Genomic DNA, 14642 nt, shown 5'->3' with positions numbered 1-14642 from the left:
TCTACGGCACGGGCGTGATCTCCCAAGGGCGGAAACGGCATCCAGTCGCTCGAACCTGGCGTGCCCGCCAGGTGTGAGTCTTAAGACACGGAGTATCTCCAAAATCTTAAGAACATCACGAAATCGATAATACAAGGGCGGGTTAGCGGACTCGCGTAACCCGCCGTTCGGGTTGCTCGATAAACGGCGGGTTACGGCGCGCGTCGAGCCCACGCGTTCCTGGCAGGGTTTCCGTCGTACGCTAACCTGCCCTATAAGCCAGCATAGGCTGGGTTAGCGAAGCGTAATCCAGAGTTTTGCTTTTTGGGAACTCACCAAATCCGTTATCACCCTGTCCAGGCCAGTGAGTGAGCGATCGATCGATAAATCGGAAAGTGAGCGGTCCAACCGACAATCTTTTTCCGGTGTTCCGACTCTACTGTGCGGACATGGCAAACGGGTTGCCTATTACGAGACGTCCTTCTATCGATTGGCCGTCCTGTAAGTCCTCTGTGTACAAGATCTTGCAATCGCCCAGAAGCGCGGAAGCAACGATCAATGCGTCGTACACCGAAAATCCATATCTTTCCGCGATCTGAAGTCCGAGATCGTGCGTCTCCAGGGTCAGTGGTTCAATTCTGCAGATCAGCCGGATGGGATCCAGCACGTCACGAATCTCGGCGTAGGACATGCCGAGCTTGCGGGCGGCGACGGAAGTAAACTCATTGAGGACTTGGATGCTGATCACGCCGCCCTGGCTGATGACCGCCTCGGCGCGATCGGCCTTGGCATCATCCCCCGACAGCAAATACAGCAGGACGTTGGTATCGAAGAAGGCTTCAGTTCCGCGCATGGGCTTCGAGCCGATCAAACTTGAAATCCGCGGGAAGCCGACCGCGATACTTTCTCAGGCGGCTCAGCAGTTCGTGCGCTTCGGGTTTTTTGCTGATCTCGAACGTATGAGCGCCTGCAACCTGGATTTCGATTTCGTCGCCCTCCTTGAGATCAAGCGCCTCTACGACGGCGGCAGGCAGACGAACCGCAAGGCTGTTACCCCATTTTGCAACCTGCATGGCAGACTCCGGATGATTTAGATATACAATCTGGATTGTATATCCAGATGGTCCAAATTCAAGATGGAATTTCGGATAGATCGATTTTCACCGGCACCTGAAACTCCCGATTACCCGCATCCCAAGCGGAAGCTCAATCCGCGCAGCAAGAACAAACACCTCAGCCGACTTCGTAGTCGACGCGTGCCCAATGACACGGCTGCTCGGTGTTGTCGTCCCAACAGGCATCGAGACCGTCACATCCGCAACCGATACATGTCGCAAGGCTCATCAATCGCCTCCCAAACAGTTTCAAGGCTCGGCTGTGCCGGGTTTCCGCGAAGCGCCAACCCAGCCTACGGGTGTGTGCTGCCGCTGTGACGGCAAGCCCCTGCATTGTCGGTCGTTCCTAATCGCCTTCCCACGGCTTCTTGTCCTGCCCCGCGAAGTCGCGGCTGCCGTGCATAACGGCGAGGATAAGCACGCGATCCGTTTCCAGGCGATACATCACGCGATAGCCCTGCACGATGATCTCTCGCAGCGCGGGGTCTTCGGCCTCCGGGATCATCCGCCCGCTTTCCGGGAAGTCCTTCAGCAACCGGGTGGTCAGCACCACCTTTTCGCCAAAGCGCCGGGCATAAAAGGCCGAGTCTCGGCTGATGTAGCGCACCAGATCATCGAGATCGTCGCGCGCCAAGTCTGACCATTCAACGCGCATCGTTCAGGTATCGCTTTTCCATCTCTTCCTGCGAGGTCACCTTGCCTTCCTCGGCCGCCTGTAGCGAGCGCTCCAGCTTCTGGCGCACGTACAAGGCGTACATGGCATCGTCAAAGGTTGCCTGCTCTGGCAGGTGATCGGCGATATCGTGGACGATTTGCTTCACGGTTTGCATGATAATCTCTCCTATGACGCTTATTGAATCGCGGTATCCAGCATCTCCATGACAAACTTCTGCTTGGTCCGTGCAATTGACTGATTTTCTCGATCTGCTTCTCCAAAGTCGAGGCCGGCCCGCGCTTACCTTTAGCCGCCTTGGACGCTTCTTCGACTTCAAGGTTCGGCTGTGCCGGAGTTCCGCGTAGCGTCAACCCAGCCTACGGGCTGCATAGTTTCTACTGGTTAATCGACACGCGCTGCGGCCGTGAACCTCGGATTCTCCGAATACCTTAATGCGATAAACAGGAAAAACTGGGTCCCGAAAATTAGATTCGCCAGGACCAGGTGAATCGGCTGTACGAAAGCCGGAAACCCGAGACGATCCAGCGTTACCCCGGTGCCGATGGCGGCCACCACCAAAGCACCCAGCCCTATGCCGAAGTTTCGCAGCAGGTGTCCGCGTTCGAGGCGTCGCACCAGATTCCAGACGAGCCAGAGGTTTGTGAAGAGAATGACGGATGAGAACGACCGATGGATATAGAAGATGATCGGAAATTCCTCCCGCCAAAGATGGCGCTCGCCTTGATTGAAGGTCGTGGCGATGACGTCCACCGACTCCCGGATCTGGGTTCCCATGGTGATCTGCAGCAATGTCATTCCCATCGCCACGGCCAGGACGGTTTTGAATCGCGGCGATAACGCCCCGATCTCAAGACGCCCCATCGTGTCTTGTTGCGATCGCGCGATAGCGTAAATCAAGAGACAGACGATCAAGAAAGCGGTCACCATGTGGGCGGTGATCATGACCGGCCGCAAATTGCTGGCGACGACCGCCGATCCCAGCCAGCCTTGGAACCCCACCAATAAAAACACGGACAGGGACAAGAAAAAAACGGTCCGGTCTCGTTTCAGGTACGGAATCGAGTAGAGCAAGGTCAGCAGAATGAGCCCGCCGATGCTCACGCCGATCAAGCGATTGACATATTCGGTCCAGGTCTTGAGCGGATTGAACTCGGTATCCGCATAGCCGCGCTCGGCGTAGATTTCGTGGTAATTCGGCGGCAGCTGGGATTCGTCGGTAGGCGGGACCCAGCGGCCGAAACAGGTGGGCCAGTCGGGGCAGCCCATGCCCGCACCGGAAGCCCTGACGATGCCGCCGACCAGGATCAGGAAATAAACGGCGGCAATCGTAATCAGACCGATGCGGCGGAATCGTTTGGAAATCGCCGAATCGGCCGCGTTTGAATGAAAAGCGTTCTGGGGACTGAAGTCGGAAGAGACCGTATCGTTCATGGCTGATATTTCGACAAAACTAGGCGTTATGTTTGGAAGATCACGGCTGGCGAGCCGGCGTCGCCGTCAGCGAGCCGGCATTACCGAAAAGGATTCCGAAATGCTGAAACTACGGGTGCGAAAGCTCTCGGATAGGTCCTGATAATACAGCCGAATGCGATAATTTCCGACCGGCAATCGACCGATGTGATAGCTTTGGTAAACCCCGGCGCCTGGAATGGCATATCCGTCCGGTTGAACGTTATAAAGGCAGTGGCCGTAGTGATTGACGACGATCTCGATTTCATTCCCCTTCATCTGTGCGTCGACCCGGTCTTCGTTGCAACCCCGCCGCGGGTAATGAACCAGGATATCCTCATTGGTGCGAGGACTGTTGGGTTCGATAAAAAGAGTCTCGCCCTGCGTTCCGCCCGGCATCCAGGGATACCCTTGGGCCGTTGCTTGGAGAGGAATTAGGATCAACAAAAATGCCGGCATATGGCGGCGAATTCGGAATGATCGCGCCACTCGAAACATGGAAAGAAATCCCCTAGTCATTGCGCATGCCTAAAGCTCGGGTTTCGCGGTAGTAGCTGCTCCCCCATACATACACGTACATCGCACCGCTGACCATGGTAGTCAGGAACACCACCGCGGTCAGGCTCGCGAGGATTATAGGGGGCAACGGCAGAAAGCCGTGGTGCAGGAGCACGATGAACACCAGGAAAAGCTGAAGCAGCGTATTCAGTTTGCTGATCAGCAGCGGTTGCCCGTCGAAAGGCCGCAGCAGGAAGTAATACAACACGGCACCGGTGAAAATCACTACATCGCGTAAAACCACGGTGGCCATAAGCCAGAACGGAATCAATCCCATAAAGCTCAGCACGACATAGGAACAGACCAGTAACAGCTTATCGGCCAAGGGATCGATGTATGAGCCGAGACGGGACTGCCAGTGGAAATGTTTGGCTAGAAAACCGTCCAAAGCATCCGATAAGCCGGCAATGACGAACAGCGTCAGCGCCCAATCGAAGCGTTCTTCCAACATCGAACTGATGACGGGATAGACCAGTAAGATCCGGCAAACCGAGATGATATTGGGTATATGACGTGCTTTCATTCGGCCAATCGGTAGGTTAATCCGGAAAACCGCTGGTCGTCGCTTGCGAAGGGTCTCAACACTCGCCCGAGAGCGAGGGTCTCTTCCAACGACGCTCTTTCGCCGAGTATGTACAGTTTAAACATGGCATGATCGGCCTCCACTCCCATCCACTCCAGCCTTTTGACCTGCGATAGTCCGCTCAGATACGCTGCCGCGCGGTCGATCTGGTCGAGGGACGACAAGCCGACAACCTCCAATTCCAGGGTCGTTTCCTGGGTGGTGCGCGGAATAAATCGTTCGGCCAAACGGGTATAGACTCCTGATGAGCCCGACCGTAGCGCTTCCCGGAGATCAGGGAAGCGTCCTTGCCAAGTTTGATCGAGATTCAGAAGGTAAAGCCGCCAAATCGCTTCCCAGTCGCCTTCGGGTCTGTGCGACAAGCGTCCGACGAGTACCGCATCGGTTTCGTAGCGGGCGGAGGCTTGTCGGACCCGCTCTGCGTTGCCGGTTTCCAAATCGTTCGGGCTCACGCCTTGTTGGTCGGTCAGATCCCACAAGGGGACCGTCACGGGCAATCCGTTTTCCTCGGCTGCGGCACGAAGAGAGCGATCGATTTCCGGCATTTGTTCGGGCACGAAGATCGATTTTTCCGAATTATCCATAATCGAAAGCCATACGAGTACCTCGGGCCGCTGTTCCCCCCAAGGGGTGATGCCCCGTTCGCGCAACGTGTCTTTGAGGCGAGACGAATCGAAATCCACGCGCAAATAGTCGAGCGGCGTATCGGCGTCCGATTTTGTCGTATATTCGTATTGCAGAACGAAGCGGTCGGGTTTTTCCAGCATGGACCGGATGGCCTTGGACTGTAAAACATCAGTCCTGATCAATCGCTTGAGAACTTGCTCCAGAGCCCTACGGATGTCTTCGTTGCGTGTCGACTCATCCTTGCTCTGTACGGCGACATCCGTTCGATACAAACCTTTCACTTCGGCGGCTATAACGTTCGAACAAACCGTTATGAGCCACAAGCTGACTAGGGCGACGAGGCGCACGAAGATCCTCCCGCAGGTTGGCGAAGAGCGTTGTACAATATCACAATCCCTTTAAGCAGCTAAAACACTCTATGCCGGTTCAGCTAAAGCTGGTATTGGTTGAACATATACCGGTTTCTGGCCCATTAGAGTTCTTTTTTCCGAATTGATTTCCCGGAGATTCAGCTTGACCGATACCAAACCCGCATCTCTTGACTATAAAAGCGCCGGTGTCGATATCGAGGCCGGTAATACGCTCGTCGAGCGGATTAAACCGGTTGCCGCCAAGACCCGGATTCCCGGGGTGCTAGCGGGGCTCGGCGGATTCGGCTCGCTGTTCGAGCTTCCGGCAGGCCGTTACAGGCAGCCGGTTTTGGTAGCCGGCACCGACGGGGTGGGCACGAAACTAAAGTTGGCCATCGACACCGGACGTCACGCCGGCGTTGGCGTCGATTTGGTCGCGATGTGTGTCAACGATATCGTCGTTCAGGGCGCTGAACCCCTGTTTTTTCTCGATTATTACGCCACCGGCAAATTGGATGTGGATGTCGCCGCCGCGGTGATCCAAGGGATCGGCAGGGGCTGCGAATTGGCCGGGTGCGCTCTGGTGGGCGGTGAAACGGCGGAAATGCCGGGAATGTACGGCAAAGGCGATTACGATTTGGCCGGCTTCTGCGTCGGTATCGTGGAAAAGGGCGAGATTCTCGACGGAAGCCTCATTCGTCCGGGCGACAGACTGCTCGGACTGGCGTCTTCCGGTCCGCACTCCAACGGCTATTCCTTGATCCGCAAAATCGTGGAGCGCGAAGGCTGCCGCTTGGAGGAGTCGCTGGACGGAAAGCCCTTGGGCGAATGGTTGCTTGAGCCGACCCGAATCTACGTAAAATCGTTGCTGCAGATCATGCGTCAAGTCCGGGTTCATGCGCTGGCCCACATCACCGGCGGCGGAATCACGGAAAACCTGCCGCGGGTTCTGCCGCAAGGTTCGGAGGCGGTGATCAACCTGAACGCTTGGCAAAGACCGGCCATCTTCCGCTGGTTACAGGAGAAAGGCGGGGTAGAGGACAGCGAGATGCTGCGCACGTTCAACTGCGGCATCGGTATGGTCGTATGCGTTGGAGCGGAAGACGAGGAGAAAGCCCGAGAATTGCTGACAGCTGCCGGCGAAACCGTGTTTACCATCGGCGAGATCGCATCTGCTGATGGCGGCCCCTGGGTCAGGTACTTTCAGCCGTAATACGCCTTAATTCTATCGTTCGAGAAGGTTTATGGAACTCAGTGTCGTCGTGCCGGTTCATAACGAGGAGGACAACGTTCAACCGCTGATCGCCGAAATCGATCAAGCCTTGATCAATGCGGGACATTACGAAATGATTTTTGTGGACGACGGCAGCACCGATGGTACCCAAGCTAGCCTTAGCGGTTTGCGAGCGCAGTACCCGCGGCTCCGCGTTCTGTATCATCGGCGCTGCTGCGGCCAAAGCACAGCCTTATTGACCGGGATTCGCGCGGCCAGAGGGCGAATCATCGCAACCTTGGATGGCGACGGACAAAATAATCCCGCCGATATTCCCAAGTTGATCTCCGCCTTGAAGGAGTTGGACCAGGATAGGGCGAACGCCATGGTGGCGGGATTTCGCAAGCGCCGCAAGGATACCGGCTGGCGGCGGTTTTCCTCCAAAATTGCCAATGCCGTGCGCGGTTCACTGCTCGGGGATAACACGCCGGATACCGGGTGTGGGCTGAAGGTCTTCTCGCGGGAGCTGTTTCTTTCCCTGCCGTACTTCGACCATATGCATCGTTTTTTGCCCGCGCTCGTTCAGCGGGCCGGCGGAAAAATCGCGTCGGTTGAAGTCGATCACCGGGCCCGGTTGCGGGGCGTGTCCAAATATGGGACATGGCACCGGTTATGGGTAGGCATCGTAGACCTTTTCGGGGTAATGTGGCTGCAACAGCGTGCGCACCTTCCGGAAGTGGAGGAAGTCGCGGGCGGTTAGCGTCTTTATCTCCCGCACCAGATGGCGTAAGTTTTTAGGTTTAACTCATACAAAAACAAAGGAAAAACAATATGCGATTGAATCCCGTCTTGCTTGCAACCGCCGTTCTTTCCGCCGCCGCTTGGGCCGGCGCGATCCATGCCGACGAACCGAAGATGCCGCCCCGCCAGGTGCTTTTGGAGAAATCCGTTGAGCTAGCATCCAACAAGGTGAACTCGCGGGTCATTCGGATAATCTTCCCCCAGGGCTACAAGACTCCCCTGCATACCCACGAAGGTCCCGGACCGCGTTATGTCGTGAAGGGCAAGGTAAAAATCGAGGAAGGCGGCCAGGTGCACGAATACGGGCCCGGCGAGGTATTTTGGGAGTCCGGACAATGGATGACGGCAGAAAATGTCGGGGAAGGCGAGGCCGAGGTCATCATCGTCGAATTAGCGGCTCCTAAGTAAGCACGGGGTTTACCTGTGGGAAACAGGACTATTCGATAAGCGAACGTCAGGGACGGCGCAACGGCAGCTATTTTTGATTCGCGCCGCCTTGTTTTTCGATCTGTGAGGGCGTTTCCGCTTCCGAACCTGCGCTCATCGGCGGACGTGTCAGCCAGCCATGAATGTGGTTGACGAGAAAGCCTCCGACGTCTTGCCATCCGTTGTCAGGCTCATTAAGAACCAGTTGCCGGTAAGACGAATTGCCTTTCATGGCGGCTCGCTTCCGTGAAGCTTCTTCGCCAATCGGGGCCGTTATTCGGTTGCTCAGAATTTCAAGTATCGGCAACCGGATCGTGTTCAGGCTACCGGGGGAGACCGGCGGTGGATCGAGATCCCGGGTGGATGCCGGGTCGATCAGCACGACGGACTTTACGGCTTGATCGGGCGGCTGGGCGAAATAGCTCAATGCCGCCCATGCGCCGGTATCGTGGGCAAGCAAGGCGATGTTCCCGATGTTTTTCTGCTTGAGAAACGCCACGCCGGATTGCAGCCTCGCGATCGCTTCTGAGAGAAGGGCGGCATGACCCTGCAGATCGTCGGGTTCGGAAACCGGCATGGCCAAAGACAGACTGTTCCAACCATGCTCCGGCAGACTCTGTCGGAGCGGACGAACAACATCGGCCGCATCCTGGTTCGAATGTCTCCCGTGCAGCAGTATTACGCCGCCGCGTATGTCTTTCGATACCGCCTCTCGATAGAGTCCCTGAAATTTGAGACCGGACGCTTCCAGCCAGATCACCTCGTCCGGGTTCGTGCGAATCCTGATCTCCTCGGCGATTTGGCGCTCTCGATGCACATCCGTCGCCAGCGTCTCACCACCCGTAAGACAGGCCAAAATCGAGATTACCAAAATTTGTTTACAAAGGCGTTTTTGGAACACAAGTTGTTTCCTTGAAAGGGCAAAAGCATCTGCGGCGTTCTCCGGTCCGGCGAATTTGATTGGTGTAAACTGGCCGGAGATACGTCTAGGCCGCAGCTAAAGCGCTGCAAATGCGAACCTCGCTTATCGTTCTTCAGTTTACCGGAGCGTCACCTATGGAAACACTCTCTGAGACTATCGATGGTCTTCCCAATATCTGCGGGTCGGAATCTTTGATCGCGCAGGCGATTCGAGACCGGCCGAACACGGTATTCAAGGATACGAGTCCGATCGGCTTCGGCCGGATCAGGAGTGCCGCCGCGATTGCGCTGCACATGCATCAGCCGTTGATTCCGGCTGGTGGCGGCGATCTGCACACCGCCAAGATCGTCAGCAATCTCAAGCACATGATGGAGAACCAGCATATCGGCGATAACCATAACGCCCCGGCTTTCCACTGGTGCTACAAGCGCCTGGGCGAGTTCGTGCCGCAACTGATTCAGGAGGGCAAGGAACCGCGGGTGATGCTCGAATACTCGGGCACGTTGTTCTACGGCCTCCGCGAGATGGGGCTGCACGACGTACTCGACAACCTCAAAACCATCACCTGCAATCCGGATTACCGCCGTGCCGTCGAATGGCTGGGCGCGCCGTGGGGCCATGCGGTCGCGCCGTCGACGCCGGCCCAGGATTACCGCCTGCACGTCAGAGCCTGGCAACACCATTTTGCCGCCATTTTCGGTACCGAAGCCTTGGGTCGGGTGCGGGGCTTCTCGCCTTCGGAAATGGCGCTGCCGAATCATCCGGATGTCGCCTACGAATTCGTGAAGACGCTCAGGGATTGCGGTTACACCTGGGTTCTGGTCCAGGAGCATACCGTCGAGCGCCCCGAGAACGGCTGGGGACCGGAGCACAAACATTTGCCGCATCGGCTGGTCTGCACCAATTCGGAGGGCGAAAGCGTCAGCATCATCGCGATCATCAAGACCCAGGGCAGCGACACCAAGCTGGTGGCGCAGATGCAGCCGTACTACGAGGCCAAGAGCCTATCCCGCTGGGAGTTGGCCGGGAAATCGGTTCCGCCTCTGGTTACCCAGATTGCCGACGGCGAGAACGGCGGCGTGATGATGAACGAATTTCCGCCGAAATTCATGGAAGTCGTCCGCGAGGCTAGCGGGTCGGAGACGCCGCTCATGAATGTGACTGAATATCTCGAATTCTTGGCTGAAATGGGTATCCGAGAAAGCGATTACCCGGTGGTCCAGCCGTTGTTCCAAAAGCTGATCTGGGATCGTTTCAAACCCGGCGACGGCGCCGAGAAGCTGGAAAAGGCCATCGAGGAGATCAAGAAAGAGGATCACCGGTTCCACATGGACGGCGGGAGCTGGACCAGCGATATCTCCTGGGTGAAAGGCTATGAGAACGTATTGGGCCCCATGGAAGAAGCCAGCGCGCTGTTTTACGAGAAAGTCCTCAAAAAAGGCGCACCGACCGACGATCCGCGGTATCGGAACGCGCTGTTCCATTTGATGACGGCCCAAACCAGTTGCTACCGGTACTGGGGGCAAGGGCTGTGGACGGATTACGGCAGAGAGATTTGCCGGCGGACGGTGGAGATCGTGAATAGCGATTTCTGACGGAGTCTTGCGGGAGACGAAAAAAGCGGGCGATGAAGCCCGCTTTTTGTTTGACTTGAAAGGTCGTCAGGCAGCGCGCGGTTCCATCCTGCGGATTATCTCTTTGATCTCCTCGCCGGAGACCACTTCCCGTTCCTGCAATATCTTGGCGATTTCATCCAGGGTCGTGCGCCGCTCCATGAGAATTTCCCGCGCCCGGCGTTGTCCTTCCTCGACCAGTTCCCTGACTTCCGAGTCGATCAGTTGCGCGGTCTCTTCGCTGAAGTTCCGCTCCTCGGTTCCTTCGATATTGAGATACGCGAGTTGCTGCCTCTTTCCGTAGGTGAGGGGGCCGAGTTTCTCGCTCATGCCCAATTGGCAAACCATGACCCTTGCGATTTCGCTGGCTTTCTCCAGGTCGTTGTGAGTGCCGCTGGACATATTGCCGAACACCAATTCTTCGGCCATGCGTCCCCCGAGCAGAATGGCGATCTGATCGCGGAGTTCGTCTTCGGTGGAGAGGAATTTCTCCTCGATGGGCAATTGCAGGGTGAAGCCCAAAGCGGCAGCACCGCGGGGAATGATGGAGACCTTGTGTACGGGTTCTCCGGTCGGAATGATCTCGGCCACCAGGGCATGGCCGGACTCGTGATAAGCCACCCTGCGTTTCTCTTGCTCGTTAAGCGTACGGCTCTTTTTCTCGGGACCCGCGATGATGCGGTCAATCGCTGCTTCGAAATCCTGCATGCCGACCGCGTTCCGGTTCTCGCGCACGGCGATGATGGCGGCTTCGTTGCAGATGTTGGCGAGGTCGGCGCCCACCAGCCCAGGCGTACGCTGGGCGACGACGCGAAGATTCACGTCCGGACCCAGTTTGACGTTACGGGCATGCAGTTGGAGAATGGCCACGCGGTCGTCGAGACCCGGTTTGTCGACCACGATTTGCCGGTCGAAACGTCCTGCGCGTAGGAGTGCCCTATCCAGGATTTCCGGGCGATTCGTGGCCGCCATGACCACCACCCCGACGGAGGGATCGAAGCCGTCCATTTCCGTAAGCAATTGATTCAATGTCTGTTCCCGCTCGTCATGACCGCCCATCACGACCGGCCCGCCGCGGGACCGCCCGATGGCGTCGAGCTCGTCGATGAAGATCATGCACGGCGCTTTCTGCCGGGCCTGTTCGAACATGTCTCGCACCCGCGCCGCACCCACGCCGACGAACATCTCGATGAATTCGGAGCCGCTGATATTGAAGAACGGCACGCCCGCTTCGCCGGCCACCGCCCGGGCCAACAAGGTCTTGCCCGTGCCGGGCGCGCCGACCAGAAGAACGCCTTTCGGCATGCGGCCGCCCAGCCGCTGGATACGGGCTGGATTACGGAGGAATTCAATGGTTTCCTTGAGTTCCTGCTTGGCTTCCTCGGCGCCCGCCACGTCCTGGAACGTGACCTTGACCGACGAGTCGGCGTTGATGCGGACCCGGTTGCGGCCGATGCTCAAAAAACCGCGTCCGCCGGTCACGCGGCGCGCCATCCAGGTCCAGAGCGCGAACAGAATGCCGATGGGCAGCAGCCAATTGAAGATGAAGTTGCCCAACCAGTTATTGGTGTAGCGAACGGTGTATTTGACGCCTTTCTCTTCCAGGGTTTTGGCCAGATCCTGATTCCACAACGGCACGGTGATGAAACGCCGTCGTTCTTCCCCGGGAGCCTGAGGTTTCACGTATCCGGTGATCACCTGATCCATCACCACGACATCCTCGACTTGCTGTTCCTGCACGTAGTTCAGAAATTCGCTGTAGGGAATTTCATCCTGGCGTACTTCCTGATAACCCTGCCAAAAATACAAAGTAGCGATGATCAGCAGGAGGTAGAGCCACAAGTTGGTGCGCCGCCGCCGCACGTCCTGATCGGCGCCGCGCGGATTGATTTCGACATCGGGTTTTTCGATGACACCTGCGTTTCGCAAATTTTCCGTGAGTCTTTTCCAAAGCCCCTGAACACCTTTACCGAGGGAATCGAGCAAGGAATTTTGCGAGCCTTTGTTCATATCGTTCTCCGGAAGGGATCACGGTTGGCCAAGACAATGTTTTGACAGAAGGTACTCGACGGCTTCTAGGGAATGGCAATAGCCGCGAATATCCATTTCGAACTCAAGGGGAGTCTATTGGTTCCGCGGGCTGTCGTAAACGCATTAGATTCGGAGGAGTAGGCACGGTGCAGGGAGCGTGCTCGCCATCCGTGGTTACGTCACGATCAGCGTTCCGGTTCGTTGGCTGCGGAATCGGTTCCGGCGTTCGGACGCAGCCAGTGATTGACCAGAGCGAGATCCTCAGGGCTTAAGGTGCTGGCCGCCTGTTTGAGCGCTAGGCTGTTGACGATGTAGTCATAGCGCGCTCGGGCATAATCGCGTTTCGCCCGAAACAGGTTGCGCTGTTCGGTCAGAACGTCGACCATCGTTCGGGTGCCGACTTCCAGGCCGGCCTCGCTCGCTTCCACGGCGCTTTGCGAAGACACCACGGCCGCTTGAAGCGCTTCCACCTGACTGATGGAGGACAGGATGCCCCGGTAAGCGTCCTTCACTTGGCGCTTGATGGAGCGGCGTACGCCGTCCAGATTTTCCTGGGCCGCCTCGTATTCGTGCCGGGCCTGGCGCACCCGCGAATTGACGCCGCCGCCCGCGAACATGGGCACATTGACTTGCATCCCGATCACCTGATATTCGGTGGATATGCCCTGCGGCCGATTGGTGTCGGTGAATCCCGCGGAGCCGACAAGATCCATGGAAGGGAGATGGCCGGAAAACTGGAGGTCGATGTCCTTTTTCGCCACGAGACTCCGGTTCTCGGCGGCGATGATGCCGAAATTGCCTTGCTGGGCCAGATTGCTCCAGTCCTCGATGCTCTCGGGTTCGGGGCCTTTTAACGGGATATCTTCGATCAGTGTGGCCAACGCTGCGTCGAAGTCGCCGATGATTTCCTGGAGCGCTTCCCTCGCGTTGTCCACCTGGTTTTCGGCCTGGATGACATTGGCCCGGGCCTGATCGTAGCCGGCCTGGGCCTCGTGCACGTCGGTAATGGCGGTCAGTCCCACCTCGAACCGTGCCTTGGCTTGTTCGAGCTGGCGCTCGATGGCGCGCTGCTCGGCCAGCGCGAACTCGCGGCTGTCCTGGGCGAACAGGACGTCGAAATAGGCGCGTGCGGTGCGCAGCATCAGGTTTTGCTGTTCCGCGGCGTAATTGGCTTCGGCCTCGGCGACGTGATTGTCCGCCTGGCTGAGCTGCACCCAGTATTCGTGACGATAGATCGGCTGGGTCAGGTTGATGCTGGCGGCGCTGTCCCAGAAGCCGACGTTCCGGGCCCCGGCGATAAAGACCAGCTGCGCCTGCTGGAATTTCGAGAGCACGGAATTGCGGTTGAGTTCGCCGGTGATCGACAGGGTGGGCAAGAGGCGGGCGACGCTTTGCGGCTTGGCTTCCAGAACGGCGTTGCGCGTGGCTTCCGCCTCGCGCAGCCGGGGATCGCGCTGCAGCGCTAGTTCGAGGGTTTGCAGAAGATCCTGCGCATGCGCGCCTGCCGTCGCGATCAACAATAGAGCGAGCAAGATGCTTTTTTTCATTTTTAGTCCGATACCGGCCGATCCAGCCAATAAGTATACGCGTGTGATAACGCTCCCTTTTGAACCGGTGTTATTCCATTTTTCAATCTATAGTGCATTAATAATCCAAGACCAGGCGGTGATGGAATAGACGCGTGCGGGATCGTTTTCGAGATCCCGCACGGCGTGCTCCAAGTGGTCTTCCAAAGCATCAAGGCTGTCAAAGACCCGGTTGTGAAAAGACTTCTCCCGCAATTCGTCCCAGAGATGCTCGACCGGATTCAGTTCGGGGGCGTACGGGGGCAATGGCAATAGCCGGAGATTGGACGGCAGCGGAAATTGCCCGCTCTTGTGCCACCCGGCCCCATCCACCACCATCACGATCCGTTCGTTTGGATAGCGCGAAGCGATTTCCTCCAGAAACAGGTGCATGCAAGCCCCATTCACATGCGGCAAAATCAAACTATCCAAGCGCCCATCCCGGGGCGAGACCGCCGCATAGGCATAGGTATAGTCCTGGGTGATCATGGCCTTCACGAGAGGACGGAACGGTTTGGGACACCAACAGCGCCGAGTATCCGCAATCCGCCCGAACCGGGCTTCGTCCTGGAACATCAACCGGATGGGGCCGATGCCTTCGAACCCTTGGACGACCTCGGCGAGTGTCTTGGGGAGTTTTTTTTCCACTCATCCTGAGCTGCTGGGTCCGCTTTCGGATGACGCTTGTCCGGCGCCAACTTGCGCCAGCCCTGCCGGTGCAGCATCCGATAGAC

16 protein-coding genes and 1 pseudogene are annotated in these 14642 nt (G+C 57.4%); 4 read left to right on the top strand and 13 right to left on the bottom strand.

Annotated elements, in window-relative coordinates:
* Window positions 1-415: 415 nt before the first annotated feature.
* The 8 genes from VEB01_RS02005 to VEB01_RS01970 all read right to left on the bottom strand — a co-directional run bounded on the left by VEB01_RS02005 (window position 416) and on the right by VEB01_RS01970 (window position 5334).
* The gene (locus tag VEB01_RS02005; RefSeq protein ID WP_324872432.1) at window positions 416-850 is read right to left on the bottom strand and encodes a PIN domain-containing protein; all 435 of its coding nucleotides are present in this window, start codon (window positions 848-850) and stop codon (window positions 416-418) included.
* The gene (locus tag VEB01_RS02000) at window positions 819-1052 is read right to left on the bottom strand and encodes an AbrB/MazE/SpoVT family DNA-binding domain-containing protein (protein ID WP_324872431.1); all 234 of its coding nucleotides are present in this window, start codon (window positions 1050-1052) and stop codon (window positions 819-821) included. The genes VEB01_RS02005 and VEB01_RS02000 overlap by 32 nt, the downstream gene beginning before the upstream one ends.
* Window positions 1053-1440: 388 nt before the next feature.
* A complete protein-coding gene (locus tag VEB01_RS01995; RefSeq protein WP_324872430.1) occupies window positions 1441-1728 on the bottom strand; it encodes a type II toxin-antitoxin system RelE/ParE family toxin in 288 nt (95 codons plus the stop codon).
* A gap of 10 nt (window positions 1729-1738) precedes the next feature.
* Entirely contained in the window at window positions 1739-1924 is a 186-nt protein-coding gene (locus VEB01_RS01990) for a hypothetical protein (RefSeq protein ID WP_324872429.1), read from the bottom strand.
* Window positions 1925-2151: 227 nt separating this feature from the next.
* Window positions 2152-3201 carry a COX15/CtaA family protein gene (locus tag VEB01_RS01985; protein WP_324872428.1) on the bottom strand — a complete coding sequence of 350 codons (1050 nt, stop codon included), beginning with the start codon at window positions 3199-3201 and terminating at the stop codon, window positions 2152-2154.
* Window positions 3202-3267: 66 nt separating this feature from the next.
* Entirely contained in the window at window positions 3268-3618 is a 351-nt protein-coding gene (locus tag VEB01_RS01980; protein WP_324872427.1) for a hypothetical protein, read from the bottom strand.
* 112 nt (window positions 3619-3730) lie between these two features.
* Entirely contained in the window at window positions 3731-4300 is a 570-nt protein-coding gene (locus VEB01_RS01975; RefSeq protein ID WP_324872426.1) for a CDP-alcohol phosphatidyltransferase family protein, read from the bottom strand.
* Complete coding sequence (locus VEB01_RS01970) at window positions 4297-5334, bottom strand: DUF2066 domain-containing protein (RefSeq protein WP_324872425.1); 1038 nt, start codon at window positions 5332-5334, stop codon at window positions 4297-4299. The genes VEB01_RS01975 and VEB01_RS01970 overlap by 4 nt, the downstream gene beginning before the upstream one ends.
* Window positions 5335-5500: 166 nt before the next feature.
* Between VEB01_RS01970 and purM the strand changes: the two genes are divergently transcribed.
* The 3 genes from purM to VEB01_RS01955 all read left to right on the top strand — a co-directional run bounded on the left by purM (window position 5501) and on the right by VEB01_RS01955 (window position 7759).
* Window positions 5501-6550 carry a phosphoribosylformylglycinamidine cyclo-ligase gene (gene purM, locus VEB01_RS01965; protein ID WP_324872424.1) on the top strand — a complete coding sequence of 350 codons (1050 nt, stop codon included), beginning with the start codon at window positions 5501-5503 and terminating at the stop codon, window positions 6548-6550.
* Window positions 6551-6581: 31 nt separating this feature from the next.
* Window positions 6582-7310 (top strand): glycosyltransferase family 2 protein, encoded by a 729-nt coding sequence (locus VEB01_RS01960; RefSeq protein ID WP_324872423.1) that lies wholly within the window; start codon window positions 6582-6584, stop codon window positions 7308-7310.
* A 71-nt stretch (window positions 7311-7381) separates the two neighbouring features.
* Window positions 7382-7759 carry a cupin domain-containing protein gene (locus VEB01_RS01955; protein WP_324872422.1) on the top strand — a complete coding sequence of 126 codons (378 nt, stop codon included), beginning with the start codon at window positions 7382-7384 and terminating at the stop codon, window positions 7757-7759.
* 67 nt (window positions 7760-7826) lie between these two features.
* On the opposite strand, the gene VEB01_RS01950 is transcribed toward VEB01_RS01955, so the two are convergent.
* On the bottom strand, window positions 7827-8678 hold the full coding sequence (locus tag VEB01_RS01950) for a DUF3530 family protein (protein ID WP_324872421.1): 852 nt from the start codon (window positions 8676-8678) through the stop codon (window positions 7827-7829).
* A 155-nt stretch (window positions 8679-8833) separates the two neighbouring features.
* On the opposite strand from VEB01_RS01950, the gene VEB01_RS01945 reads away from it, so the two are divergent.
* A complete protein-coding gene (locus VEB01_RS01945) occupies window positions 8834-10294 on the top strand; it encodes a glycosyl hydrolase family 57 (RefSeq protein WP_324872420.1) in 1461 nt (486 codons plus the stop codon).
* A 66-nt stretch (window positions 10295-10360) separates the two neighbouring features.
* Here the strand turns inward: VEB01_RS01945 and ftsH are convergent, their stop codons facing one another.
* The 4 genes and pseudogenes from ftsH to VEB01_RS23010 form a co-directional block, all read right to left on the bottom strand.
* Window positions 10361-12322 (bottom strand): ATP-dependent zinc metalloprotease FtsH, encoded by a 1962-nt coding sequence (gene ftsH, locus VEB01_RS01940; RefSeq protein ID WP_324872419.1) that lies wholly within the window; start codon window positions 12320-12322, stop codon window positions 10361-10363.
* 206 nt (window positions 12323-12528) lie between these two features.
* Window positions 12529-13890, bottom strand: a complete 1362-nt coding sequence (locus VEB01_RS01935) for a TolC family outer membrane protein (protein WP_324872418.1) — start codon at window positions 13888-13890, stop codon at window positions 12529-12531.
* Between the two features lie 87 nt (window positions 13891-13977).
* The gene (locus VEB01_RS01930; protein WP_324872417.1) at window positions 13978-14556 is read right to left on the bottom strand and encodes an IS630 family transposase; all 579 of its coding nucleotides are present in this window, start codon (window positions 14554-14556) and stop codon (window positions 13978-13980) included.
* 32 nt (window positions 14557-14588) lie between these two features.
* A pseudogene (locus VEB01_RS23010) lies at window positions 14589-14633 on the bottom strand (hypothetical protein); the annotation flags it as partial.
* Window positions 14634-14642 lie beyond the last annotated feature (9 nt).

It is taken from the genome of Methylocaldum sp., assembly GCF_035627495.1.
In the GTDB taxonomy this organism is placed as follows: domain Bacteria; phylum Pseudomonadota; class Gammaproteobacteria; order Methylococcales; family Methylococcaceae; genus Methylocaldum.
The sequence above is the reverse complement of the archived record's forward strand: the minus strand, read 5'-3'. Positions and strand labels throughout refer to the sequence as shown.